Source organism: Lysinibacillus sp. S1 (assembly GCF_044986265.1).
Taxonomy (GTDB): domain Bacteria; phylum Bacillota; class Bacilli; order Bacillales_A; family Planococcaceae; genus Lysinibacillus; species Lysinibacillus capsici.
Window position 1 is genome coordinate 91065 of record NZ_CP173154.1, and the last position, 26192, is coordinate 117256.

31 protein-coding genes are annotated in these 26192 nt (G+C 38.9%); 19 read left to right on the forward strand and 12 right to left on the reverse strand.

What is annotated here, in order from left to right; all coding sequences use genetic code 11:
• Positions 1–2607, forward strand: a complete 2607-nt coding sequence (locus tag ACHZEU_RS00470) for a cation-translocating P-type ATPase (RefSeq protein WP_404803875.1) — start codon at positions 1–3, stop codon at positions 2605–2607.
• Positions 2608–2655: 48 nt separating this feature from the next.
• On the opposite strand, the gene ACHZEU_RS00475 is transcribed toward ACHZEU_RS00470, so the two are convergent.
• Together ACHZEU_RS00475 and ACHZEU_RS00480 are read right to left on the reverse strand one after the other, a co-directional pair.
• Positions 2656–3138 carry a DUF3231 family protein gene (locus ACHZEU_RS00475; protein WP_048392480.1) on the reverse strand — a complete coding sequence of 161 codons (483 nt, stop codon included), beginning with the start codon at positions 3136–3138 and terminating at the stop codon, positions 2656–2658.
• Positions 3139–3235: 97 nt separating this feature from the next.
• The gene (locus ACHZEU_RS00480; protein WP_404803876.1) at positions 3236–3895 is read right to left on the reverse strand and encodes a cupin domain-containing protein; all 660 of its coding nucleotides are present in this window, start codon (positions 3893–3895) and stop codon (positions 3236–3238) included.
• A gap of 204 nt (positions 3896–4099) precedes the next feature.
• Between ACHZEU_RS00480 and ACHZEU_RS00485 the strand changes: the two genes are divergently transcribed.
• The 4 genes from ACHZEU_RS00485 to ACHZEU_RS00500 are packed head-to-tail and all read left to right on the forward strand — an operon-like array spanning position 4100 to position 6262.
• Positions 4100–4321 (forward strand): transcriptional regulator, encoded by a 222-nt coding sequence (locus tag ACHZEU_RS00485; protein WP_048392481.1) that lies wholly within the window; start codon positions 4100–4102, stop codon positions 4319–4321.
• Complete coding sequence (locus ACHZEU_RS00490; RefSeq protein ID WP_404803877.1) at positions 4318–5577, forward strand: DNA polymerase thumb domain-containing protein; 1260 nt, start codon at positions 4318–4320, stop codon at positions 5575–5577. Before ACHZEU_RS00485 ends, ACHZEU_RS00490 begins: the two co-directional genes overlap by 4 nt.
• A gap of 12 nt (positions 5578–5589) precedes the next feature.
• Complete coding sequence (locus tag ACHZEU_RS00495) at positions 5590–5925, forward strand: YolD-like family protein (RefSeq protein WP_009370357.1); 336 nt, start codon at positions 5590–5592, stop codon at positions 5923–5925.
• Positions 5909–6262, forward strand: a complete 354-nt coding sequence (locus tag ACHZEU_RS00500; RefSeq protein WP_009370358.1) for a hypothetical protein — start codon at positions 5909–5911, stop codon at positions 6260–6262. The genes ACHZEU_RS00495 and ACHZEU_RS00500 overlap by 17 nt, the downstream gene beginning before the upstream one ends.
• A 61-nt stretch (positions 6263–6323) precedes the next feature.
• Here ACHZEU_RS00500 and ACHZEU_RS00505 read toward each other — a convergent pair whose 3' ends face one another.
• From ACHZEU_RS00505 to ACHZEU_RS00530, 6 genes are all read right to left on the reverse strand, one after another.
• Entirely contained in the window at positions 6324–6575 is a 252-nt protein-coding gene (locus ACHZEU_RS00505; protein ID WP_404803878.1) for a hypothetical protein, read from the reverse strand.
• An 8-nt stretch (positions 6576–6583) separates the two neighbouring features.
• Complete coding sequence (locus tag ACHZEU_RS00510; RefSeq protein WP_404803879.1) at positions 6584–7063, reverse strand: hypothetical protein; 480 nt, start codon at positions 7061–7063, stop codon at positions 6584–6586.
• A 206-nt stretch (positions 7064–7269) separates the two neighbouring features.
• Complete coding sequence (locus ACHZEU_RS00515; protein WP_048392488.1) at positions 7270–7746, reverse strand: GNAT family N-acetyltransferase; 477 nt, start codon at positions 7744–7746, stop codon at positions 7270–7272.
• 87 nt (positions 7747–7833) lie between these two features.
• Positions 7834–8118, reverse strand: coding sequence for a hypothetical protein (locus ACHZEU_RS00520; RefSeq protein WP_036076476.1), 285 nt, complete (start codon positions 8116–8118; stop codon positions 7834–7836).
• Positions 8119–8479: 361 nt separating this feature from the next.
• Entirely contained in the window at positions 8480–8605 is a 126-nt protein-coding gene (locus ACHZEU_RS00525) for a YjcZ family sporulation protein (protein WP_103118307.1), read from the reverse strand.
• 251 nt (positions 8606–8856) lie between these two features.
• On the reverse strand, positions 8857–9081 hold the full coding sequence (locus tag ACHZEU_RS00530) for a hypothetical protein (RefSeq protein ID WP_404803880.1): 225 nt from the start codon (positions 9079–9081) through the stop codon (positions 8857–8859).
• Between the two features lie 199 nt (positions 9082–9280).
• Between ACHZEU_RS00530 and ACHZEU_RS00535 the strand changes: the two genes are divergently transcribed.
• Positions 9281–10261: a DUF2268 domain-containing putative Zn-dependent protease gene (locus tag ACHZEU_RS00535; protein ID WP_404803881.1), complete on the forward strand. Its 981-nt coding sequence runs from the start codon at positions 9281–9283 to the stop codon at positions 10259–10261.
• Between the two features lie 532 nt (positions 10262–10793).
• Here ACHZEU_RS00535 and ACHZEU_RS00540 read toward each other — a convergent pair.
• A complete protein-coding gene (locus tag ACHZEU_RS00540; protein ID WP_036076497.1) occupies positions 10794–11780 on the reverse strand; it encodes an SDR family oxidoreductase in 987 nt (328 codons plus the stop codon).
• Between the two features lie 92 nt (positions 11781–11872).
• On the opposite strand from ACHZEU_RS00540, the gene ACHZEU_RS00545 reads away from it, so the two are divergent.
• The 9 genes from ACHZEU_RS00545 to ACHZEU_RS00585 all read left to right on the forward strand — a co-directional run bounded on the left by ACHZEU_RS00545 (position 11873) and on the right by ACHZEU_RS00585 (position 20508).
• A complete protein-coding gene (locus tag ACHZEU_RS00545; RefSeq protein ID WP_167444824.1) occupies positions 11873–12043 on the forward strand; it encodes a hypothetical protein in 171 nt (56 codons plus the stop codon).
• 547 nt (positions 12044–12590) lie between these two features.
• Positions 12591–13313 carry an SDR family oxidoreductase gene (locus tag ACHZEU_RS00550; protein ID WP_066037249.1) on the forward strand — a complete coding sequence of 241 codons (723 nt, stop codon included), beginning with the start codon at positions 12591–12593 and terminating at the stop codon, positions 13311–13313.
• Between the two features lie 876 nt (positions 13314–14189).
• Complete coding sequence (locus ACHZEU_RS00555; protein WP_404803882.1) at positions 14190–14738, forward strand: hypothetical protein; 549 nt, start codon at positions 14190–14192, stop codon at positions 14736–14738.
• A 371-nt stretch (positions 14739–15109) separates the two neighbouring features.
• Positions 15110–16171, forward strand: coding sequence for a suppressor of fused domain protein (locus tag ACHZEU_RS00560; protein WP_404803883.1), 1062 nt, complete (start codon positions 15110–15112; stop codon positions 16169–16171).
• A 66-nt stretch (positions 16172–16237) separates the two neighbouring features.
• Entirely contained in the window at positions 16238–17899 is a 1662-nt protein-coding gene (locus ACHZEU_RS00565) for a DUF6138 family protein (protein WP_404803884.1), read from the forward strand.
• A 13-nt stretch (positions 17900–17912) separates the two neighbouring features.
• A complete protein-coding gene (locus ACHZEU_RS00570) occupies positions 17913–18608 on the forward strand; it encodes a DUF4274 domain-containing protein (protein ID WP_404803885.1) in 696 nt (231 codons plus the stop codon).
• Between the two features lie 13 nt (positions 18609–18621).
• Positions 18622–19422 carry a hypothetical protein gene (locus ACHZEU_RS00575; protein ID WP_404803886.1) on the forward strand — a complete coding sequence of 267 codons (801 nt, stop codon included), beginning with the start codon at positions 18622–18624 and terminating at the stop codon, positions 19420–19422.
• Between the two features lie 153 nt (positions 19423–19575).
• Positions 19576–20019: a DUF4259 domain-containing protein gene (locus ACHZEU_RS00580; protein WP_404803887.1), complete on the forward strand. Its 444-nt coding sequence runs from the start codon at positions 19576–19578 to the stop codon at positions 20017–20019.
• A gap of 21 nt (positions 20020–20040) precedes the next feature.
• The gene (locus tag ACHZEU_RS00585; RefSeq protein WP_103118297.1) at positions 20041–20508 is read left to right on the forward strand and encodes a hypothetical protein; all 468 of its coding nucleotides are present in this window, start codon (positions 20041–20043) and stop codon (positions 20506–20508) included.
• A 61-nt stretch (positions 20509–20569) separates the two neighbouring features.
• On the opposite strand, the gene ACHZEU_RS00590 is transcribed toward ACHZEU_RS00585, so the two are convergent.
• Together ACHZEU_RS00590 and ACHZEU_RS00595 are read right to left on the reverse strand one after the other, a co-directional pair.
• Positions 20570–21604 carry a YdcF family protein gene (locus tag ACHZEU_RS00590; protein WP_048392508.1) on the reverse strand — a complete coding sequence of 345 codons (1035 nt, stop codon included), beginning with the start codon at positions 21602–21604 and terminating at the stop codon, positions 20570–20572.
• A 116-nt stretch (positions 21605–21720) separates the two neighbouring features.
• Complete coding sequence (locus ACHZEU_RS00595) at positions 21721–22887, reverse strand: immunity 26/phosphotriesterase HocA family protein (protein WP_404803888.1); 1167 nt, start codon at positions 22885–22887, stop codon at positions 21721–21723.
• A 183-nt stretch (positions 22888–23070) separates the two neighbouring features.
• Between ACHZEU_RS00595 and ACHZEU_RS00600 the strand changes: the two genes are divergently transcribed.
• The 4 genes from ACHZEU_RS00600 to ACHZEU_RS00615 all read left to right on the forward strand — a co-directional run bounded on the left by ACHZEU_RS00600 (position 23071) and on the right by ACHZEU_RS00615 (position 25641).
• Positions 23071–23505, forward strand: a complete 435-nt coding sequence (locus ACHZEU_RS00600) for a GNAT family N-acetyltransferase (protein ID WP_257960815.1) — start codon at positions 23071–23073, stop codon at positions 23503–23505.
• A gap of 12 nt (positions 23506–23517) precedes the next feature.
• On the forward strand, positions 23518–24009 hold the full coding sequence (locus ACHZEU_RS00605) for a nucleoside 2-deoxyribosyltransferase (RefSeq protein WP_404803889.1): 492 nt from the start codon (positions 23518–23520) through the stop codon (positions 24007–24009).
• Positions 24009–24323, forward strand: coding sequence for a YbjQ family protein (locus tag ACHZEU_RS00610; RefSeq protein ID WP_004225046.1), 315 nt, complete (start codon positions 24009–24011; stop codon positions 24321–24323). Before ACHZEU_RS00605 ends, ACHZEU_RS00610 begins: the two co-directional genes overlap by 1 nt.
• A 373-nt stretch (positions 24324–24696) precedes the next feature.
• Positions 24697–25641 (forward strand): helix-turn-helix transcriptional regulator, encoded by a 945-nt coding sequence (locus ACHZEU_RS00615; protein WP_404803890.1) that lies wholly within the window; start codon positions 24697–24699, stop codon positions 25639–25641.
• A gap of 32 nt (positions 25642–25673) precedes the next feature.
• Here the strand turns inward: ACHZEU_RS00615 and ACHZEU_RS00620 are convergent, their stop codons facing one another.
• Positions 25674–26105, reverse strand: a complete 432-nt coding sequence (locus ACHZEU_RS00620; protein WP_048392515.1) for a hypothetical protein — start codon at positions 26103–26105, stop codon at positions 25674–25676.
• Between the last annotated feature and the right edge of the window lie 87 nt (positions 26106–26192).

Sequence of the window (26192 nt, forward strand, 5' to 3'; positions counted from 1 at the left end):
ATGACTGAATATCATCAACAATCAACTGCTGAAGTCATGAAGATATTGAACGTCACCACGCAAGGTTTGACTGATGATGACGTCCAAAAGAGGCAACAAGTCTATGGCTATAATGTATTAGAGGAAGGGAAAAAGACAAGTACGTTGGCTGTTTTTATGGGCCAATTCAAAGATTTATTGGTCATCATTTTACTCGTTGCTGCCTTCGTTTCTTTTCTACTAGGAGAAGTAGAAAGCACCATTGTGATCATGATCGTGGTTATTTTAAATGCCATTTTAGGTACAGTGCAGCATGTGAAGGCCGAACAATCATTAGATAATCTAAAAGCATTGACCTCTCCCATTGCCAAGGTCATGCGTCATAATCAACTAGTAGAAATTCCTTCTGAAGAAATTGTAGTAGGGGACCTTCTGATGTTGGAGGCGGGAGATTATATTAATGCGGATGGAAGACTACTAGAAAGCCATAATTTACACATCAACGAAAGCTCTCTTACAGGCGAATCAATTGCTGTGGCAAAAAGTACAGACCCCATTCGGAAGCAGAATATCACCATTGCGGATAAGAAAAATATGGTGTACTCAGGAAGCTTTGTGACCAATGGACGTGGCATCGTGATGGTTACGGCAATTGGGATGCAGACGGAAATCGGAAAAATTGCGAATTTACTCGATACAGCCAAGGAAAAGAAAACGCCATTACAAATTAGTCTCGATCAATTCGGTGAAAAATTAGCCTTAGGGATTACGCTGATTTGTTTAGCAATCTTTACGATTGATCTTATCCGAGGACGAGCCTTAGTAGAATCCTTTATGTTTGCTGTATCTCTTGCTGTGGCGGCTATCCCTGAGGCTTTAAGTTCTATCGTGACCATCGTATTAGCTTTTGGCACCCAAAAGATGGCAAAGGAAAATGCGATCATCCGCAAGCTTTATGCTGTGGAAAGCTTGGGGAGTGTATCGGTCATCTGTTCTGATAAAACAGGTACTTTAACAGAAAATAAAATGGTGGTACAGGAAGTTTTTGTGGACCAGAAGAAAATTCCTCATGATTGGCTCAATCCAGTAAATCCAGTGGAAAAAGAACTAATGGTAAAAGCTCTTTTATGTAGTGACGCTGTCGAGCGTGACCACAAAGAAATTGGTGATCCTACAGAAATTGCGCTCGTGAAATTGGGGAAACAGTATGGGTTAGATGAATTGAAGATACGTGAGCAATATCCACGATTGGCTGAAATTCCATTTGATTCGACGAGGAAGCTTATGAGCACTGTCAATCAGATGGACAAGCAGCCCATCATGATTACCAAAGGGGCTCTGGATGTACTCTTACCAAAAGTGACACGAATCAAAACATCAACAGGTATTTTTGAGATAACCCCGCAGCATCGCCAGAAAATCGAGGCGGTGAATCGTGATTTTTCTATGAATGGTTTAAGGGTGTTAGCCATTGCTTATAAGGAGGTATTGCCTCTACAAAAAGTCGATCCACGAGCGGAACGAGATTTAATCTTTGTCGGCTTAGTAGCGATGATGGACCCTCCAAGAAAAGAGTCGAAAGAGGCTGTGGAAAGCTGTATAAAGGCATGTATTAAACCCGTCATGATTACAGGAGACCATAAAATAACAGCAACCGCGATTGCCGAACAAATTGGTATTTTGCAAAATCCAGCTGAAGCTATAGAGGGACATGCGCTCGAAGGCTTAACTGATCAAGAGCTGCAAGAGAAAGTACAGGATTATTCTGTTTATGCCCGTGTTACACCAGCCCAAAAAATTCGAATTGTTAAAGCATGGCAGGATAAAGGACATGTGGTTGCCATGACAGGAGACGGTGTCAATGATGGACCTGCTTTGAAGCAAGCAGATATTGGGGTGGCTATGGGCGTAACAGGCACAGAGGTTGCAAAAGATGCCTCATCCATGATTTTAACGGATGACAATTTTTCAACAATTGTTAAAGCAATCGCCAATGGCCGTAGCATCTATACAAATATTAAAAATGCCATTCTGTTCTTATTATCTGGAAATGCAGGCGCTATTTTTGTCGTGTTATATGCAACGGTTCTGGGCTTACCTGTTCCTTTTGCACCTGTCCATCTTCTATTCATCAACTTATTAACAGATAGTCTGCCTGCTATTGCCATCGGTTTAGAGCCAAATAATAAGAAAACAATGAAGGACAAGCCTAGAAACATTCATACTCCTTTATTAAATAAAAAATTTACCACACAAGTTGTGCTTGAAGGGATATTAATCGCCATCTCCACCATTATTGCGTTTCAAATCGGTTTATCGACAGGCGATACGTTAACAGCAAGCACGATGGCCTTTACAACACTATGCCTGTCAAGGTTAGTGCATGGCTTTAATTCTCGATCCAAACAATCCATCTTTGCGATTGGTGTATTTTCGAATAAATATACGTGGTTCGCCTTTATCATTGGTGTGCTAAGTTTACACATGGTCTTATTTATGCCGATGCTTACAACGGTCTTTGAGGTAGCTCCATTAACACCAGCACAGCTAGGCTTTATTTATAGCCTATCGGTGTTACCATTCCTAGTCAATCAATGGTATAAGCTACTGTTCGTGAGAAATCGATAAAGATTAAAAAAAGAAGCTTCCGTTAGTTATTAAAACGGAGGCTTCTTTTTAGTGTGTAGAGGCTAATAACCAGCCTTTACTCTTACTTAGGTCAATCAATCTCGCTCCAAGTAGCGCATAACGCATATGGAGTTCACTATATTTGGTTAGATGTGTTTTCTTTACTGCCAGCTCTAAAGCTTGGCTTACGGCAATCAAAGAAGAGGCAATATTCATCGATAAAATAGCACTTATTTCGCCATCATTAATGAAAGATTTCCCACGAATATCCGTTATTTTCATTTTACTGTATTCTATTGATGCTGTTGGTGCCAGCACACCGTTTTCCTTTAATAGCAGTGTTAGCTGTTTATTTTCCTCTTTTAAACATTGAATAAATTCCAATGTAAGGATTTTTAAGTTTTTATCACGCGTATGCTTAAAAAAAGCATGACTGGAAGCAATATAGCCTTGATTGATCCCAAGCTGTGACCAAAGCTTGAAAACCTCCTTAAATCGTAGCGATGCTAGATTTTCATTTATCATTGTCATCCTGACACTTCCTAACTCTTAGGTTGATTTAAGATTAGGATGTAGCAGTAAATGACATTCTATTCATCTTTTACAATAAAAAATGTATAAGAGGTCGCTAATAGTAGGTGCCATAAGGGTACATAGGAGGGTAACGATAGGGATAAGGATATGGACATGGTTTCATATATTGCTGTGGCATGGTTGGTTTATAAGGGGCTTGATCGGTTGCTGATTGGACACGATTGCAGCCTTTTGCTGGTCCGATATAAGTCGTAGGAACAATCGGTGCAATCGTTTTCTTCCATTGTTCTTCATCTAAACAATACGTATGGGCCATAATATTGGCTGGTGTGAATTTTAAGATATCAGAGCCTAAAATGACCTCTGGCGTTGGCGCATCAAAAATAGCAAGTAGATGCGTGTCATCTTCTGTGGCTACTTCATAATGCCACCAGCCCTGTGGTACATTCGCAACCTGCCCAGGCTTGATAGGATAGTTTTGAATTTTCTTGGTAAAGGGATTCAATATAGAAACCGTTGCTGCTCCTGCAATACAATAGACAAGCTCTGCAGCATTTTGATGGTAATGTGGCTCGATGACATTGTCTTTACTTAAAAAAATATCAAGCAAAGATGTATTTTCTAATGTATTTAATTGTTCCACACCGAGAATATTAATGTAATTTCGGGAGTCTTTTTTAAAAAGCGTACTTTTATTGACATCAAAAGTGAACGCTGCAGAAGGGGAGTTATAATCGATATTTGAGCTATTCATCATCATAGATTATGTTTTAGGTACTTCTAGACTTACACAAATGCCTAGCTACAGTCAGCCTCTGTCTGGATAAAAAATTAGCTAAAATTACCACTTCTATTTCAGAACATACGTGCGTATAATAAAAACACAAACGTTTGTTCTTAGTTATCAAAAACTCTGTTCAACATGAACGCAAACAGAGTCAGTAAAGGAGCATTCAACATGAAAGAACAGTTGATAAAAGCCATGCATCGTCACCAAATCGTTCACATGATGTATATAGCGAAATCAGGTGCCATTACGAAAAGGCGCGTGAAAATCATCCACATTAAAGGTGATTCCTTTACCGCCTTTTGTTTTACAAGGCTAGCGAAGCGTACGTTTCATATTAACAATGTTCTAGCACTTCTGCCCATTCTCCAACGGGAGTCTGAGGTGATATGAATTACAACGACTTCCCACAGAAAGATATTTTTTGTATTGATATGAAGTGCTTTTATGCAAGCTGTATTGCCATGCTAGAAGGGCTAGATGTGCTGACAGATCCAATTGCTATCATCGGTAATTTTGAACAACCTGGTAGTATTGTGCTGGCTGCATCACCAGTGATGAAAGAAAAATTTAACATTAAAACAGGGAATCGGCGTTATGAAATTCCCAAACATCCAGATATTAAGTTGTTTGAACCAAAAATGTCCTTTTTTCTAGAGATGTCCATGGCCATTACGCGTCTGATTGCACAATATGTCCCTCCAGAGGCGATCCATGTTTATAGTGTGGATGAAAGCTTTATAGATCTAACAGGCACGGAGCAACTTTGGGGTTCGCCTGAGCAGGTAGCCAAATTGATTCAGGAAGACATCTATGAAAAGTTTCGCATTCCGTCCGCCATTGGCATGGGACCAAACATGTTGATGGCTAAATTAGCATTAGATTTAGAGGCAAAAAAAACAGGCTTTGCCAAATGGACCTATGCCGATGTCCCAACAAAGCTTTGGCCAGTGCGTCCTTTATCTGATATGTGGGGGATTGGGAAACAGATGGCAGCCAATTTAAATGCGATGGGCATTCAAACAGTCGGTGGATTAGCCCATGCCGATTTAGCCGAATTAGAAAAGCGCTTTGGTATTATGGGTAATCAATACTATTACCATGCATGGGGCATTGATCTCTCCACATTAGGTGAGCCATTGGTGAACAATGCGGCATTAAGCTTTGGGAAGGGCCAAATGCTCATGAAGGATTATCACACACGAAAGGATATTGCAGTTGTACTCCTAGAAATGTGTGAGGATGTGATGCGACGTACACGGGAAGCAGGCTATGTCGGGCGGACTGTTAGCTTGGGGCTCTCTTACAGTCGCAATGCGATGACGAAGGGGTTCCATCGCTCAAGAACCATCGAAAGTCCAACCAATGAGACCCTTGTTATGTATCAGACTTGTCTGGACTTACTAGATGAGCATTTTGCGGGTGAGCCAGCGCGTCAATTATCTGTTAGACTGACAAATTTAGAGGCAGAGCGTAGTATTCAGCTTGATTTATTTGATGAGCGTAAGGACCAGCGACAGGTCATTGGTCATGTCATGGATGCGATTCGTAGAAAATATGGAGTGGTGGCCTTATTACGCGCAGCCTCCTATACCAGMGCTGGTACAGCTATTTCACGGAATCGCTTAGTGGGCGGGCATTTAGCATAAGGAGTGGAAAAAATGATAAGAGATAGAGGAACGATGAAATGGACAGCGATGATGCTACCAGAGCATTTAATGCTTTTGAAGGCATGGAAACAAGAGGTGTTGACAGAGTTGCCTCGGGAACATGCTGAATGGGAGCTTGAAGAATTACAGCAAATAATCACACAAGCATTCACACAGCATAACTATATTATGTTAACTATATGGGAACATGGTAACTATGTGCAATGGGGAGGTACCATTCAAGCGATGAACGAGGACCAGCTGCTACTAGAAACCATTACCACAACGAAGCACATCCCGTTAAGATACATTTATGCTGCTCGTATAGAAGATGATGGATGTGATTAATGGAGAGCAACGACGATTATTACATCAATATTTGCTGCTTGATTTAGCTGTGAAATCCTTACAGCACGATCTAACAGTGGCGGAGCATTTTAAGATGAAGCGTGTATTTTTACCTGCTATGGATGCTTTATTAAAGCAGCTACACAAAGATTATTTTCAATTAAAACGTCAGCTCGCCCAACAAAAAATACGATTAGTTGGCTGGCATCGAATTGATGATTATTTTAGTGATGTGCAGGTGGCTACCGCAGGCAATGATGAGGTACTACGCTATGCCAATCAAGCGTTAAAAACACAAGTCGAAGAGCTAATGAATAAACATTTACACAATGCCTAGGCTTACGTCTACGACGAAAAAGCCAAAAGCTGATGACAGGAGTGGTCAGCTTTTGGCGGCTTTATTTCTCGATAGGTTTCACATCAATTTGCTCAACAAGAAACTCATTGTTAGTACGATTAAATTGATAGGTAATACGAACATCGGCTACATAAATAGGTGAGATGCCAATCGATCCAGGGATGTTTAACATTATTTTTTGATTTTCTACTGTATAAATAACCACACCACCGAAAGCAAGTTGCGCTTGCTTGATATCTGGTGCTGGATCAAAGTCATAATCAAATGTAGATTCTTTTCCCTGTGCTTTCATCGTAATCGCTAATGTGCCATCATCTTTTTCGTAATCGTTGATTCAATAGTATGTGCAACGATGTCTTCATAATGTTGGACATTCATCTCCGATAAATCCTCTCCATTTACCACATGAATCTCATAGTGATTGAGGCCTGTCCCTCGTCCAGTTTGGATAATAATAGCAGCCTCTTCCTTATGATCATTTGTCAGATCTGTATAGAATAACTGAGGTTTAGTTCCTGTATCAGGGATTGTCCAGTCAAAATTTTTCCGCTTACCATCAATATCTAAAGTTACCTCTGTAATTTCATTTTGTGCTTCATTTCGTGCAAATAATCTCACCTTCTCATCATCGGAAACGGCGATCAATGGAGCCTCATGCTGTATCTCCAGCTGTGATGAGACCTGTTCAGCAGGGGTGTTTACTGTCTCGTTTGGAACAGTAACACTACATCCAGCTAGTAGAGAAATTCCTAATAACCATAGCCACATCTCTTTTTTCAATGTCTAGTTCCACCTTTTCTATAGCTAATTGACTTTATTATACTGTACAAACATGCCCCATAGCAGTTGAATTCGTGAAGGAAAAGCTTATATGCCAGGGAGTGGAGGTGTAACAATGAAATTCTTAGAGATGGTAGGGGAAAATAGAATTTCGTTGTTTGTAAGGTACGTCTCGCATTTTGAAAAGCAAATGAGTGACGATTTCTTTACAATGGCAAATTCATAACGATTTGCTCACCAATAGGTCCCATTCTTCTTTCTCCATGATCCATAAAGCCCACTTTGACATATAAATTCTGTGCAGCTATATTTTTATGATTGACGACTAACACTACTTCATTACATTCTTTAAACTCCTGCTTCACAAAATCAGCAAGTGCAGACATAGCCTTTTTAGCATAGCCCCTACCTTGCTGCTGATGGTCGATGGACAGGGCAGTTAGTAACATTGCCTGAGGATTACTAGAATATTGTTGGACTCTGTCCGTTGCATGAAGCACAAAAAAGCCGACAGGTACGCCACCACTTAAAATCACAATTGGATACTGTCCGACCTTCTCGATTGAAATCTCTTGAGGAAGTGCCGTAAATTGGTGTTGTTCTTCAGGTAATTCAAAACGATTTAACTGCTCTACATAGCTTTCAGAGAAATGTACTAACTCAATATTCGTTGTTTCTTGCATAAAAAAGCCTCCTTTTCTAATAGTTTAACCATAGAACAAACGTTCGTCAAGGAGGCTTGTATTAAAATAATGTGGGGGTAGGTCATTTTAACTTAAAAGGGTACCAAAAAGTAAAATAAAAGAAATACTAATCATCACAATAAGTGTAATGACCATTGTTAAAATTCCTCGAAGCAAGGTCGTTAAATTTTTAACATTTTTCATACCGACCAGGCTTAGGTAGAAACAGGCAATAGACAAGAGTAGTGTCAACAGTAATGGATGGAAATGAAGATAGGTGTCAAAGAAGTCTTTCATTGAACCTGATAGAAAAAATAATAGAATACAGCCCAAAGATAAGATAAATGACCAGAGATTTAAATTAATTCCCATTGTTTTCCTCCTTCCTATAAAAACGAATTTGTTGTAGGAATGTTCCGATGATTCCGCTTGATAGGGAAAAGGAGAAACTAAATGTGTGCTGCTAGAACAGGGTCACTCGGACGAAAGTGACCCCAAGTACCAAAAAGGAGTGTAAAGTAAAGTTACAAGAACTTTACACTACTATTATTATGTGAAGCTAGCGGTTTAAGATAGTTATCTATCTAAATTACTAACTTTTAATTGTGAGTAAAAATAAATGAGCTAGAAAAAAACGAAAAGGGGAGGAGATTTGAATAGCTGTGGTAGCGATTCATGGTAAAAAGGCTTTAGCTTCTGTAATGGAACAGAGGCTAAAGCCTAAGACGATCAATTAACACATGAAGCTAGCACCAACGATAATAAGAAGGATGAATAGTACAACAATAAGCACGAATGTAGAGCTATTGCCGCTTCCATTGTCCCCGCCACAGTAATTATTGAAATTACAGTAACTCATGAAACACACCTCCTTTCTTTCTTTCTTTTAAAGTATGTATTGGACAAAAGGGGGGTATTAGCGAGTAGAGAAAAAATGAGTTGTCCCTTCATTCGGGAATAAAGCGGTGCAAGCTTTACTTTATTATTATGATGGAATAGTAGCTTGAGTTAGTTGTTAGCCTGTATAGCATCAAGAATAATGAAACAAATACTACTAATTGTTTTGGTATTCAACACGATGTAAAAAAACATCCGTTCTAGGATGTTTTTTTAGTATAACGGCTGCTGCGTATGACAAGGGGGGAAGCCGTTCACATCATGAATCATATGAAGGTCGTATTGCTTTAAGGCAAATTGACTTTGATACAAATATTCAAGAACAAGCAGTTTTCCTCCTGATACGCCACWGAGGACACCAGAAGTTCCTTGACCATTTGTAAAAGAAACACCAACAGGCTGACCGATTAAATACGGAATTTTATGTTGCCAAGGCACAATAGCCACTCCTTTCACTATAATATATGAAAGGCGTAGCTAGAGGTTCTTACCTTCACAAAATCGTACACTCCGTTTGTGGAGATGCTAACTAAATACTGACAAATCAATCATTCTTTCATTACTATTTTTATGGTAATATAAGTTATATATGGGGTTATAAAGAATTTTTAGTTATTAACGATTGGGAGGAGAATGGATGAAATTTAAAAAGGGAATCACCTTTATTCTAGGTCTCTTACTACTTATGCTTGCTGCCTGTACACCAACAGAAAAAAGTGAGAGCCAACTTCATGAGAAAAAGCAAATAACAGATGATGAAGAGATGGTGCTCTCATTTGAGCACCCTCAAACCAAACAAAAATACAAAATCATTCATGCCAATCAACTGTTTTATCCGTATATGGAAAAGGTCAAAGAGAATCCGAATCTTTCAAGCTCGGAAACTCTGGATCTGTATAAAAAGGAAGTTATTCAACCGATCTACCAGGATTGTTTTGAAAATGGGGAATATTATCATATGGCAGAAACTCTGCTTAATACGGTTCCTAGCAGGCTAACAGAAATACAAATGGTGAGTGAAAAAATGGAGACGCATAAAGCAGAAATCAATCAACTCATTCAAGAATCGCTATTGAAATCCGCAGACCTCTTACCCTCTCAAAGCGATGTAGCTGTTTGTGTATTCCCTTCAGCAGCCAATAATAGAATACCCTTCGCAGTTGGAGCGGGCAAAATAATCCTCCCGCTTAATCTAAATGTTTTGGATGATGGTATAAAGTCAACTGTTGCCCACGAATACCATCACAGCGTTTGGGCGGAAAAATATTTCAATAAAGATGTCGGAGCTTCGGTATTGGATAATATCGTCTTTGAAGGAAAAGCGGTCATGTTTGAAAAAACCGTTTATCCCGACTACGGCTATACAGCGAAGAATGTAACTTACAACAAGGAATTATGGTCTAAAGTAGAACCTGATTTACATAAGTACGACAGTAATCGTACCTCAGACATCTTATATGGTGGAAAAGGGTTACCGAAAAATTATGGTTACAGTGAAGGCTATAAGATGGTTAAATCCTATCTTGACTTGCATCCTGATCAAACACCAGAGGATTGGACAGCCTTAAGTGCACAAGAAATTTTCGAAGAAGGAAAAWACCTGGAACACTATCAATAACTATTTTGATGACACTTATTTGTGAAAATTAAAAATTAAAGAGCACTTTTACTGATTACAACATGAACTAGTAAAACATGCAGCATAATGATAGGACTTTCTCAATCGAAAATACAAACAAAAAGTCACAACGGTTTTAAATCGCAGTGGCTTATGTAATGCCGCACAGTCCTATTAGGATGATTGGAATGAGGAGAACCTTCCCAAGAACAATGCAACGGCTTTTAATGAATTAAAACTTGGGGAAATCTCCAACTAAACAGAGTATGTAAAAAGGGATAGCATTGTACAAAAACATCTTGGGGGCGATGTTAAAGGTGCTATCCCGACATTAATGTATGTGAAAGAACTTAAGAACATTACCACTGTAAGTAAATTGAAAAGTAATTGAAATAAGGGTGTAAAGCTTTTATTATAGGTATAATCCTAGGCATCATGGATAAAAAAGGTGGTTTTTCCTTGTCTGCTATGAATGAATTTATATTTTCATTTAATAGAAAATTTTTAGTACATATTTTAAATATAATGTCGATTATGAATTGGTTGATTCGCCACCATCTACATGCAAGACTTGCCCTGTAACATGCCTCGAATCATCTGATGCTAAATAGACAAAAGTAGGGGCGACTTCAAAGGGCTGAGCCATTCGGTTAAATAAATTAGTTCCATGTAAGGCGTTTTCATCAGAGGAAAAGCTAGAAGGAATAAGTGGTGTCCAAATACGGCCAGGGGCTATCGCGTTGACACGAATCTGTTTTTTGGCAACGCTTTTAGCTAGGGAACGAGTCCAGCCTACGATAGCCGCCTTTGTAGCAGAATAATCGATGAGTAAAGGTTCTCCAGCATAAGCCACAACGGAGGCAGTGCCAATAATGGAGCTTCCTGCTCGTAAATAAGGGAGAGCGGCTTTTGTCGTATAGAAGTGAGCATATACATTTAATTTAAAGGTTTCATCAAACTGTTCATCCGTGATGTCTGTCAGCTCATTTTGCTGAAATTGAATCCCAACATGGTTACATAAAATATCCAACTGACCAAAAGTGTTCATCGTTTCGGAAACAATGTCTACACATTGTTTTTTAAAGCGAAGATCTCCAGGAAGCAGCAGACATTTTTGTCCTAATTCTTCAACTCTTTTTTTCGTTCTTAGCGCATCTTCATGCTCATCTAAATAAGCAATGGCCACATCGGCCTCTTCTTTCGCAAAGGCAATGGCAGCAGCTGCACCCATCCCGCTATCACCCCCAGTAATAAGCGCAACTTTTCCCTTTAATTTACCACTCCCTTTATAATGAGGATTTTCTATGATGGGCTTAGGAACCATTAAGCTTTCCAATCCCGGTTGGCGTAATTGTCTTTGTTCAGGTTGAGTCAGTGGCACTTCTTTATATTGCGTAATCTTTCCATAGACAGGATATTGCGGGTATGGATCTTCCTTTTTATTGTCCTCAAACCACTTTTGATAAAAGTGGATTTGTGCTAATAATTCACGATAGTCCTTGTCATTCGGATTAGTAATAACCAATCCCTCCTTTTCAACATATACTATGAAAGCTTAGCTTTTTGTGTTAAACATCCAAACAAGCCGTGAAGGAAACAGGAGGACTGAAAATGGAGGTTGAATTTTTCCCAGAAGTTACGCGATTATTAGAAAATGAAGCGTCTACACTTGAGATCCATTATTTGAATGACACCTGGTTAACACCAACCATTGGCGTAAGACCACCTTATTATAGCTACCCAATCTACGAGTCATATTATCCGATTTGGGACAATGAATAAACTGTAAACGAAGAAGCCATCTGGTGTTGTTATTTTTTCAACATCCGATGGCTTCTTGTTGCAGTTAATTCGGGAGTTTTTTTATTCTCAAAACTATTCGCAAAGACAGGTAGGTGATTCACTAAAAAATGAAACGAACGTAATTGTATAAAAGCTTTCTTTTCAGCATTCACCTGCTTTAACCACTACCCACAAAATGAGAGCATGTTTAATCAATAAATTTTATTGGTAATGACTAACAAATGTAAAGTAGAGATTGATGAAAAGTAAAATAAGGTTAATTTTTCTAAAAATATGCTGTGTAACTGTCACTGCTGTAGGTTCTCTTCACAATAATTTTCATACAACAATCGTAAAAGAGGCAGCGGCAAGTTCAAGTGATAAAAAGAGATTAATAGCATTAAATAGGTTAAGATCAAATAAGGTGAAAGTTATTCATTCTTTTCAGTTAGTAGCGATAATTTTGAAAGGCAGAAATTCCTTTCACTTAAGGATATATTGATCAACAACATTTTCATTACATTTTGTCATGAGAAAGGATGGTAATATGAGTAGGAATTTTATTATCTTTGGAGCTAGCCAAGGATTGGGAGATGCATTTGTTAAGGGGTTACCTGTCAAAGGAGATACAGTATGGATGGTAGCACGAACGAGACCCAATAGTTTAGAGCTAAATGATGGAGTAAATCGTCACTGGTTATCCATCGATCTGTCTAGTCAACAACAAATTTCCACTTTAAAAGAAGTGTTACAAGGCATTCCGCTCGATGTATTAATTTATAATGTGGGTGTATGGGAAAAGCGTGGTTTTGAAGATGATTATACATTTGATAAGGATGAAGTAGAGGATATTTCGAAATTAATCAATATCAATCTAACTTCTACTATTACATATATTCAGGCACTTTTACCCAACTTAAGACAAGCGAAGCAGGGAAAGGTTATTTTAATTGGATCTACAGCAGGCTTAGATCACACAAACAATGCACAAGTTTCATTTGTCACATCTAAATTCGGCGTAAGGGGCATTACAAATGCACTACGTGAACATTTAAGGAAAGATAAAATTTCTGTCACATGCATTAATCCTGGTGAACTGGCAGCAGAAGTACCCTATGAAGAAGGAGCGGAAAAAGCCATTCATTTATATGAAGGTACACGAATCCCCGTACAAGATATTGTCTCTCTTGTGCAATGTGTAATTAATCTATCAGCAGTCTCCTGTGTAAAAGAAATTAATGTCCCAGCCATAACGGATTTAAATGCATGATTACTCAGTGAACACTACTCAATATTGAGTAGCGTCATAGTGTTGAAAAACAAAACCATCCATAGCATTTTTGTGAAAAGTGAAAGTGGTTTCCATTGCAGGCTACTTGCTTTCCTGTGGGCGAGCGTAGAGCAGCTTCCTCTGTTTAGTGGCTTGCCTGTCTCGTTATCCCATGGTAGTCAAGTAGCCTTTCACCCCAACCCACAAAAATGTTTTTTTTAGCAAAGGTTTTCATTCCTCTTTATGGAGGGGTGTTGTCACTCATCACTTCTCCACATTGAAAATAAAAATCCTATCCTCCTAAGAATACAGATATTGGACTATTTGATTGCTATGCAAGGATGAAAAAAGTAAAGACACTTTTGCAGAAGGGTTGATTGGAGTGGAGCCAGCGTCACTCCTAGGGTTTTTAGCGTCACAGATGAGACCCTGGAGCGAACGAAAGTGAGTGAAGCGGCTCATGGGACGCCCCCTGGAAAGGACGCTGGCGGAACGGAAATCAACCCCTTGCCTTTCAAAATTACTTTTTCTGCCGTTGACATCACCTTTTTTCAACAACAGGACGTGAGTAGCGTCTTTTAATAAAAAGGACAAATAGATTACGTGCAGTAGAAAAAATTTTCACGACCCCTTCACACATAACACTACAATTAAGCTCATATAAATAAAGGTAGTAAAAAAATCAACATCCTTTCATCGTCATAACCAAATTCTAAAAATACTTCCAGCCTATTAAATCTTAAGAAAATCTTCAGGTTCTACTAGGAAATATTTAAGATTCGCTGTGTATAATTATAAAAAAAGGAAATTCACGAAACCATTTGAAGATTTAAAACGTATTGGTAGTAGGAGAGAGAATATTAAGTAGGTGAAGATATGGCACATACGATTTACATAGTATTAACCAAAACAGGGACGTTATTATCAAAAGCGATCGGCATGTATACGGGCAAGGAGATGAATCATGCATCCATAGCCTTTGATGAGGGGCTATTTGAAATGTATAGCTTTGGTCGAAGGCAATTGAACAATCCGTTAAGTGGGGGCTTTTTACGAGAGGATGCAGAAAGAGGGCTATTTGAGTGTGCGGATTGTGTTATTTATCGCTGTCGTATATCACATTATCAATATTTAGACATGATGAAAATTGTCCGTTATATGTACTGGAATCGAGATCGCTATAAATATAATTTTATCGGACTTTTTGGTGTGGTGATGCAAAAGGAAGTGAGACGAGAGCGTGCTTATTTTTGTTCCAAGTTTGTAGCGACGCTACTAAAGGTGGGAGGGCTAAATATATATCAAAACCCAGCATTAATGACGCCTCATTGCCTATCGCAATTACCGTATTTAGAGAAAGTATTTGCAGGGAAATTGGCAGATTATTTACAAAMGGTTCGTGAGCCAGCTATGCTATATGGTTAAGATGCACTACCTGACGTTTAAATAGTAAAATAGACACTCATGCGACAATCTTCTATTTTGTAAGAGGATTGTCTTTTTATCTTTCAGCGAAAAACACCCTTCTTTATCAGTGGTGCGATAAATGTACAAATTGTATTTTTTGATTCAATGGTGTCCCGATACTTTTCGAGCAAGCTCGAAAAAAATGAACGCAATTACGCTAAGGCGTCATCAATATTAGTCATATTTACCCCATATAGAATGTCAATAAACCTAGTTGCTGGAAACTGGAAAATGAGTCCTATTCCTGTTAAAAGAGTCACCATAAAATTGCTATCATAAATAATAGATACGTACGTTCTACGAGTGATATCAGCAAGGAGGATATGGAAATGAGTGATGAAATAGCAGCAGTTGGCTGGGATGCGATTGATCAGGCATTAGCACAGGTATATGGTGAGCAGGAGCCAAAGCATTATGGAACTTTGATTCCCTATTCACTGGGAGGACAAGATCCTTTAGATGGAATTAGTGTTTATAAAAGCGAAACATCCATTCCGCATTGGCATTTTGTTACATATGGCTTCTCGGAACTATATGAAAAGGAATTTGAAAACAAGGACTATAGTGGATATGGATTTGAATTAACATTTCGACTAGTACGTCAACTAGATGAGGACGAGCCACCTGCTTGGGCATTGAATTTACTACAGAATATGGGCAGATATGTGTTTAATAGTGGTAATGTATTTAGAGCGGGAGATTATTTGGATGCAAATGGTCCGATTTGCCTCGATGCCGACACACAATTAACGGCACTAGCCTTTACACATGATCCAGAGCTTGCTGAAATCGATACACCAAATGGCAAGATGGAGTTTATCCAAATGGTCGGTATTTCAGAGGATGAGTTAGAAGCGATGCAGACATGGAATACACTTGGTGTACTACAGGCTGGCATGAAGCAAATACCAAGCTATACTACGGATTTAACAAGAACTTCTCTCCTACAAAATCCTGAAGTTGCCGAGGCAGTTGTGCGAGGAATGGAGGAAGATGGCTCTAATACGGGGTTTCTTTTCGTAGATCAACTTGCTTGGGAAGTAGAAAAAAAGAGCTGGTTTAACAAACCGTCTAATGTTGTTCAACTTGGAGCAAAGCAAGCAGCTGTCATTAGTAAATTATTACGTGGACGTATTCTGAWAGATAAAGATCTTACCTTAGTCGGTCAACAAATAACGATAATATTTAAAGCAGGCCCTCAAATAGGCTATTCAGAGAATGGTCAAGAGATTACGATCACATTGAACAAGGCAGCGGTAGAAGAATTAAGTCAGAGGCTGATACCGCAAGAAAGTCAATTCACTATTTCTTCTTTAGTTGGTGTAAGTTTTCAAATTTTGAAGACACATATTAAAAATCAAGAAGGAGCGGTTGTGAAAACAATCGGATAAGATGGATCTCTCGCTAAGGCTTTAGCGGGAGATTTTTCTCTAATCCATAGAAAGGGAGGATGTAAAGTGAAGCAGTGTGTAGAGCATTTTCTAGCGGCTGTGTGGGAGCAAATCACGGCTGTTTATCAACAAGAGAGTAAACGAATAACAGGGCTGAAAGAGCAAAGTAGGTTACAAGCAGGCATCCTTCAATATTTGAAAGTTGCCTGGAAAAAAGGAAAAAGTCCTAATGGCACAATCTTTATAGATGTTTATGAGCCATTTAGTTGGAGTGATAGCTCCTATAAGGTGGAAGCGGGTTCATACATACAAGAATTTACAGATGTCCAGCATATTGAAGAGCTTTTTAGTGCTTTATGTACTAAAACAGAGGAAGTATTTCAATCTGAGCAATACGGTCCCCGATTTTTTGATTACTGCTTTGAGGTTGTGCTGGAATTTGAACATGATAAAACGGTGCTTCATTATCAAAAGGAGCTGTTGAATAATCGTAAACTAGCGTCAACGAAACAAGTGCTGGCAAGCTTTATAGAAACAAAGGTGATGGCAGAGCTACCAGTAAGACCAAGTGACAATGATGAATTTTTCCTTGCGAAGCATTTGGTCAATCCACATTTTTTCCATCAAACAGCTGAGGAAGTCGAACCATTTATTCATCGGCTTCAAGAAAAGCATCGGGCGAATAAAGAACGTTTAGACAAATGGATTTATTATTATACAATGGCCTTTAAGCAGTGGGCAGAGGAGCATTTTTTAACGCACTATTTTGAACAAGCAGGCGATTATAGGAAAGAGTGGGTATTGAAAACAGAGGACTCGGTACAACAACTAGAGCAGGAAAAACTAGATTTCTTTCTTTATGTCGCGTTGAAGATTGGTCAAAAAGAGCCAGCCACTCGATTAGAATACTTGGAACTTGCGAAGCAGCTTGGCTCGCTGCAGGCAGCTAATTATTTGGAAAAAGGAAGCGGTCGTTTTGAAAGTATAAGAAAGCGGGATGTATTCGAAGGACAGGCAAATGATATTTTACAAACGATTGATATACGAGTGATGGTAGAAGAGGAAAACGCTTATCGTGAAGCCCTTTACTATATCATTCAACTGCTACAAGAAGGTTGTACAAAGGGCTATAAGCTGATTTTAAAGAGTAAAGCGAAAAATTATCTGCCTATTAAAAAGTTAGCTAAATCAAAGCTTCATCAATTTTTCGCCAATTGCCTACAATATCCAAATCTTTTCCCTTTATTAGCGGACTATGCCCAGCTTGCTATGGAGGAATTTGCTTGGTATCAGGATGTTGAGCCGAGTGAAAAATCAGCTATGCCCAGCACCTATGCGGTTTTTGGATTAGGGCTTTATAGCAAGGATTATTTTCCACTTGTTCAACGATATATGTTACTCGTTGATACAGAGCATCAATCCGTGCAAGATGCTTATGCGGACGCCTTTCTTGAAGCACATGGCTTATCAGTAGAGATGATGCCTGTGTTTGTAGCTATTTTACTTGGTGCAAGTGACTCAGCTAAGCCAATAAAGAACATTGACATCATGGATTTAGATTTGCTCGTGGCACTCGGACAAGAACTTGAAAAGAAAGCAGATTATCAGCGTCCATTTGTTTTATATCGAATATTCGGTAGTTCCAAGAAGCTTGCTCAGCGACTAAAGCAAGAATCAGCACCAATAAGGGATGAACTTGAGAAATTACTGCAATGGATGGATTCCTGAAGGGGGTAGACGAATGGAATGGACGGAAGTGAGTAAATCCAAGGATTTAGAGGTCGTTCGGGAGGCCCTTACTAAATTAGATGTAAATGAGCGAGATGCACGTGGGAGAACACCATTGATGCTTTTTATAACAAATCGAATGCCACATGAAGGAATCAAGCTTCTTTTGGCACAGCAWATAGACTTGGAGGYAYGARATAAGCTTGGTGATACAGCACTGAAAAAAGCGGTAAAGTTTAAGCAGAAAGAAGTGATTTCTTTACTACTTGCAAAGGGTGTAAATTTATCTGAGCCAGAGGGGATTACCGCTMCAGCTTGGTTTGCGGCMAGGGAGCATGCAAGAATCGCTGATATATTGGTAGATACACCAGGTGCAATCCGTCTAACTTTGAATGCACAAGAACAACAGCAAGMTGATGCCATTTTATACGAGGATTCTCTCAATACAATGTGCCAGCGCATAAGCAAGGTATCATCAGCTGTTATTTTACATGCCATTGTCAATAGCTATAACTGGGATGATGGCCCCGAGCCTATGCTCGCAGCATTAGCTAATCCAGTTTGTGCCCCTATTACCATGATAGACATGTTTGAGCTAATGGAAGGAGAATATTGGCTAGCACTAACAGAGGAAGAGATAGCGAGTTCCGATTGGAAGCGACCATGGAAAGAGATGGCACTAGCCTTACAAGAAAAATTAAAGTGCTAGCTAGGAGAGAATAATGGACCAAAAAGCAAGGAAAATATTAATGCAAACCTATTGGCAATCTGGTGGATGGCGTTCAGGTGGTTATACCTATACAGAAGAAGATTTTCAATATGCTAAAAGTAAGGGCTTGATGTTTGATCGATTAACGATTTCCCATGATGAATGTGTACAAAGATTGCAACAGCTTCATGAGAAATTCTTAACAAAGGAGCTTGTGGTAAAGGCATTTTTGCATAGCTTATCGACGCGCAAAGTACATTTACGCAGTGCCTTATCGAGCTGGGCTCTTACGCATGATTTACCAATGCATACGTATGATGAACAACCTGTGGCATTGGTCTCCTATAGTGGCTGTGGCTACTGTAATGAGCGGAAAATCATGTCCAATGCTACGTATGCCAATGAAGATTTAAATGTGCTTAATTTTGAACGCATCAAGTGGGGAGGAGTTCGCCTCAATTGGCTCATCTATTGTTTACTAGACTTAGAATGCCTAGTGAAAGAACAAGAAGCATTGAATGTAAGTGAGGATGACGTAGCCATCTTACAACAGATGGTAGCAGCAATAGAATCCTGTAACGACACAGATGCAGCTAGACAGCTTGAAAAGCGCTGGAAAGATGTTTTCAAGTCCAATCAACATGAACGAGATGTGGTCATGGAAATCTGGGGTTATGCGGGACTACTCGTATCAAAGGATGATTATCGCAAGGAGCGTGGACGTGGAACTGATTTTATGTCAATGGCGACTTGGAGAGGACAGGATGGCTATTCACAGGAAAAGATGAAGTTTTACTTTGGCTCCTACCTATAAAGCTGAGGATTATTGATATAGCAAAGGAATTTTAAGAGCGGCTACTATAATGAACAGCTGTCATGGTCATGCGTGCAGATTTTACTTTTACCAGAGCTTTACTAGAATAAATAAGAGAGGTGCAGTGAGATGGGGGCTTGGGGATACAAAGCATTGGAAAGTGATGAAGGTTTAGATGTAGTGGCGTTTTTGCGGGAGTTTATGGAACAGCATAAGGAATCCAATCAGCTAACATTATCGGATATTGTACAGGCTATGAAACAGCAAGGCTTTTTTGGTAAAACATTGGAGGATATAGATTTTTTCTACGATATAAGTGCCCTGGCTTTGGCAGAGCTTTATAGTCAATATCTGGATAAAGGAACCATTTATGGTCAAGAAAGTAAGGATGAACAAATACAATGGGTAGTAGATGAAAGCTCTTTGACCTTTATATTGCGGTATTTACAGGACATTAGAGATGAAGTACCTGATCAACATGGTAGTAGAGAGATTGTAGAATTATGGCAAGAGTCCAAGAGTTGGCCAGAATGGCAGTCCAACTTAGCCTATCTTATTCAGACGGTGGAACAAGCGATTAACCGTTTGCCACAATAAAAATAAATGGAGTGATTGGAAATGACCTATGATTTTTGGATGATGGCTTCCATCATGGAGTTGGTTGAATATCCAGATGAGACAAGTGATGACTATATAGCACATCCAACTTTACAGACGATCATGGATGTGCTTGAAATCCAAGTACCGATAGCAGAGATTTACGAACGTTATTTTGGTCAATCCATTCATACAGGACATGTTTTAGTATTTGCGAATAAGCAGCAACCACATGTCTGTGTGGTACTTGATACTTATCGAGATCCGCTCGATCAGCTGGATTTAATTCAATTTGGCTGGAGAGTGAACACAAAAGATGTTCACCTAGTAAGACAGCTGACACGAAAACTATTTGATAATTGTGATGAGGGGATTCGCTATGAGGAAGGTCAATCCATTCTCTATCAGGTATTACAAGAACAACGCTATCCTCGAAAACTTTACTATGAGACATTATATGAACAACAGCTGAAGAAATTTTGGGTATGATAGCATCAAAAAGGATTCGTAACACTTTTTATAAAAAGTGTACGAATCCATTTCCTAGAACCTATACAAAGAAAAAGCTGAATAGAGATAGCGCAATCGAAATGATTACAATAGGTCCAATCATTTTCATATGTCGTTTTCGTGCCATTACAACAATCGCTACATATTCACGAATCATCGCATTTGGCCAATAATAAAAGGCTGTCTTAGAGCCAATGCCCTGACTATCTAAGCCCGCAAGTCTTGCATAAATACCCGCACGAAAAAGATGGAAATTATTCGTGGTGAAAATACTGTTATAGGCCTCACCCTGTTTCCGATCATCCATGAGCTGCTTAGAAAATAACATATTTTGATAGGTATTCACAGAGCGGTTCTCCTGAAGTGTATGCTCAATGGGAATGCCTTTTTCTATTGCATATCGTTGCATCGCTTCAGCTTCGGGTAGATTTTCATCAGGACCTTGTCCACCAGAGAAAATAATGGTAGGTGGAGTAGTCACTGCTGCTTGCTTATGATAGAAGTCAATTGCCTTTTGAATTCTACTAGCTAAAAGTGGAGGCACCTTATCATTAATTAATCCACTGCCTAGTACAATAATAAAGTCTTGATTCAATCGAGGGCGATTGAATTGGTAGAGAAAATAAGCAGATAAAAAATTGGATAAATGGATAAAAAAATAAAACGTAATGAGTGAAATTCCACCAAAAATGGGCTGGAGGTGGACTGAAAACAAACTCGCTGGATTGATAATCGGTAATAGGATAAAAAGTAAAATGCCAATCGCCACAAGTAATGTTAAGGAATTGGCTAAACGTCTACCTTCTCGCTTCATTAATACTCTCGCATTTAAAAATAAACCAAACATTAAAGCAACAATACCAAAAGGAATTAAAATGAAAAGAGCAATCAGTGGAATAATGACAATAAGCCTTAAAAAGTAATGGTCAGATGCTAAAGATAGAATGACGCAGAATAGCAGAAATGAACAGACAAATAGATTAAATAATAGTCCGTTGATCATTTTTCTTGGGTCTTTAAAGTAAGAAATAAGAAAAACGATGAAAAGAATCAGTGGAATAATGCCAAAATACATACAAAATGCACCTCTAGTGATGGAAGTTGGTTAATGATATCTCTATATTATAAGTAATTATTGGATKAAATYAASCATSGATGAAAAAGTGGAGGGGGAGCATCTAGAAGCTCCCTCTATTTTTTGTGTGTACGATGATAGGTTTTATTGAGGTAATGAATATATTGGGTGCGGGTCAATCCACCCGTTTGGCGATTAAAGTCATCGTAGGAGATATCTTCTGGAAAACTAAATTCAGCGAGTGCCCGCTGACGATCTTCGCGGAAGTGTGGATGATCTAGCGACTCTGTTACAATTCCTTCCTCTTGCTTCAACCAATCACTGGCAACGCCTGCATAGACACCATGATTGGTAAAACGGCTAGCTGTTTGATAGGAGGTGGAAGGTGCAGGTTTACTAATTGTTCCTGTCCCCCAGGATAGACGATATCGAGGCTCTTTCCCATAGTTTAGTGTCACGCCATAGCCCATTGGAAATACAATATCGGATTCTGTTAACATTTTATGGCCTATCTTTTCATAGCATCCTCGCATAAAATGGTCATCCATCACAATATGGGTTTGAGGGGCCAATGGAGCAGATATGATTTCCTCAAGAGAAGGCAGGCGCTCTGTCGTTGTCAACAAATAGGGCCGTACAAACAATGGCATTGTCATTACATTATGCCAAATACTATCTTCTCCAAAAAGATGATCCTTTTGCATTTGACGTAAATCGCCAATGACAAGCACATAGCCATCTACAAATAAATCGATTTCTACACGAAAAATATCACCTGGCACAGTCTTATAGCGTAGACTTTTCATCTTGGTTAGCTTTTCTAGCTTGTCTGAGTAATCAGCAGGAAGCTGGGAGGGAAATTGCTCTAACCAATTCAAGAGAGCCGACTTAGTCGTTAAATGCTCAAAGCCTGTTAATGGTAGCTGGTAATATGTTTTAGTGTTACGAGCTGTGATATAGCTAGATGGATGGTTTTCATTACCTAGACCAACAGAAAAAACAACGCCTGCAGCTTTCACAGCGGAGATATTGGTATAATTCAATTTCTTTTCTTTTCCACGCGCGGTTTGAGGGACAATGAGTTCACGATTACGTGTTAAAATGTCGACATCCGCTTCTTGGTAGCTATGCTCATTCACGAAAATTCTTTTTTTAATGAGATCGCCTTCAAGGCAAATAAAATAATCCTCTCGAATCGGAATCGTTTCCCAATGTGCTTCTAAAGTATGTAGGCCGAAATAGGGGCGCAATGAATTCGTTAACCAACTAGTAAATGGTGTCAATCGAATTTCCTCCTAGCTATTGTTTTGTATTTTGGTCAAGTATACTGAATTTGGTGGGTGTCGAAAATAGCTTAGATGGAAAATAGTTACTTTTATGCAGTGATAATAATTGCTTTTGGAGCAGATGCCTACCTTTTTCTTCAGGCTATAGAACTGCTATAATGACAGACAGAGGTGATGAATATGCATATTGTGACGATTGAAGGCATACCCTATGCTTGGCTTGAACAATTACAGGAAATCCACGCTCACGTTTTTGATGGAGCTAATTTGCCACTCGAAAAGCTAGAAAAGAAAGAAGGCCTTCTTTGCATATTGGCAGTGGAAGCTGACACATTGATCGGCTTTAAACTAGGCTACCCACATCCAGATGATATATTTTATAGTTGGTTGGGTGGCGTTCATGCAGCACATCGAGGTCAGGGAATTGCAAGTCAATTAATGAAACAACAGCATGAATATATCAAGACTTTAGGCTTTCACAAAGTTCGTACATATGGAAGAAATACATTCAAAGCCATGCTCATTACCAACCTCAAGCATGGTTTCGATATACGATCAACATTTATTGATGAAAAAGGCAGACATAAAATTATATTTGAAAAAACAATTGATTAAGGAGTTTTATACATGAAAGCATATTTAGCAAATGGGTTATTTTCGTTAGGCGATCGTTTTGTAAATGAACAATTGGCAGCAGCTATTCGCGAGGCAGTACCAGGCATCGCATTATATGTACCTCAGGAGAATGAGGCCATCAATGATAAATCTGCCTATGMAGATAGMTTAGNGATTGCCCAAGCAGATTTAGAGATGCTACAAGATAGCGATGTTCTGATAGCTGWATTAGATGGGGTGGAAATTGATTCAGGCGTTGMCGCAGAGATAGGTGCGTTTTCGATGCTGAATCGTCCCATTATTGGTGTGCTAACAGATGTTCGTCAGCAAGGGCGGGACAATATGCAAAAAATAGAGGCACTGATCCGAGATGGGCTAGAGAATCAGTTTGTTTATCGTAATTTATTTGTTGTGGGGTTAATTAAACGCAATGGCGTGATTACATCTTCTATTGAAGAGGCTGTGAAAGCCATACAAAAACTACAGAACGGGGAGGCATCATGATGCTATTAGCTACATCAGACATGGTGGCAGGAAAAGATATCATGGAAACATTAGGGCTAGTGAAAGGGAATTCTGTTCAATCTAGAAATATTGGTCGTGACATGATAGCAGGTCTTCGCAATATTGTAGGTGGAGAAATGAAGGAGTATGCGGAGATGCTTGTGCGCTCTCGTGAAATTGCCACAGAGGCAATGGTAGAGGAAGCCAAACAATTAGGTGCAGATGCAGTTGTAGGCGTTCGTTATGCTACTTCATCTGTCATGGATGGTACATCCGAAGTATTGGTATATGGAACAGCTGTAAAATTCAAATAAAAGAGTACAAGGACTTTCATTCAATGGAAGTCCTTTTTCAATGGTTAAAAAGTGACGCATTCATCTAAAATGCTGTAAAATTTTAGTTAATTATGTHAAAAATACAGTCTATTGTGCTGCTTGAATGGTGATTTATTATAGGATGCGTATAGTACAAATTATACCAATAAAGTAGAAGTTTTATCTTGATTCTGTTTATAGATAATGAGATGAATGCACAAATGGAGTAGGTGTCAAAACACCAACTGAATCAAGATAAAAGCCCAAGCGGAGGTCACAGATTTTGAAGAGAAAGCTTTTTGAGCAACTCGCAAAAAAATCTGGACGCAATCAGTAGAAGGGCTATTTATGGCCAATATACTGCAAGCTGGGCATGATAGAAGAAAGAGTGGGATATATGGTAGATTCACAACAAGGCAAAGGCTACCGCGTACTATCGATGTTTGATCGATTGATGGATGGCCAAGGAATCAACAAGAAGCAAGAAGCATTGACACATCAGGTTGGTGAAAAAACCATACAACGGGATATCGATGAAATTCGTACGTATCTGGAAAAGGCTAAGCTAGATTACCATTTACAATATGTACGTACAGAAAAAGTGTATAAATTAATGCATACAAAAAACAATCGTTTATCTAAAGAACAGGTACTAGTCATCGTTAAAATACTGATTGCCTCAAAAGCTCTCGTAAAATCGGATATMGGTGAGATCGTTAATCAACTTCTCTCACGTGTAGCAGACGATCAACTGTTATTAAATGAAAAAATTGTATATGAAGATATCCATCAAAACAAGTCATTATTGTCCTTGATATGGGGAATTTCAACAGCTATTCAAAAGAGAAAGGTCATTACAATTGATTATTTACAGGAGGGTGAAGCGATTCCAACTGCAAAAATTTTAAAGCCGCTCGCTGTTATCTTTTCAACACATTATTTTTATTTAATAGGAGATAATCAAGACACCCCAACTGTTTACAGAATGGATCGTATTCAGCATTTTCGTGAAATGACTATCCATTTTGAATTTCCATCTGTCCATCCATTACAAGTAGAGGACACTAATGACCTTACTCATATCCGTCTTCTCTATAAAGGCCGTTCTCCTCAAATAGTCTACAGTCGTTTCCCAACAGCCCACCTAGTTTCACAAAACAATCATGAATATGTTTTTGAGGCAGAAGTGTTAGAATATGGCGTGAAAGAGTGGTTGTTAAGCCAAGGAGCCGATATGGAGGTATTAGAGCCAATTGAACTGAGAGAAGAGATCATTGAGATCTTACAAGCTATGCAGCAAAATTATCGTTACATATAAAAACCCGTGCGTACATGCACGGGTTTTTACGCTTACTGAAACAATTGTTTGATAAATGTCGTATCGATATCCTTAGTGAGCTTATAATCTTTCATGTAATTTTCCTCATATAAATACACGAATAAATGCTGGTCATCATCTAAACGCAAGCCAATTTCCCTGTTGTCATTAATTGAGAGTGTTAGCCAGTATGCTTCATGAGAATCAGAATTCGAAAACCACACCTTTTTTAAAGGTAGGTCCTTGAATGGCTGCATAATTTGATTGATTTCTGCTGCGTCAGTAATCGTTACTGTTTTTTCATCTGAGGAACGAATAATTTCAATCTCATGAATTTCCTCCATTTCGAGACGTTCTGTTACCTCTGTTGTAAAATCAGTGTCTCGTGTTAACAGCATTGTCGAGATATACAGAATAAGTAGTGGTAGTAAAATGCCTAGAAGTAGTTTGTATCTTTTTTTCATGCTTGTCTCCTTAAATTCTAAAAATTCACACATATGTATTCTTTTCCACGCTATAATTGAGCATATACTGAAATGATGAAGGAAGGC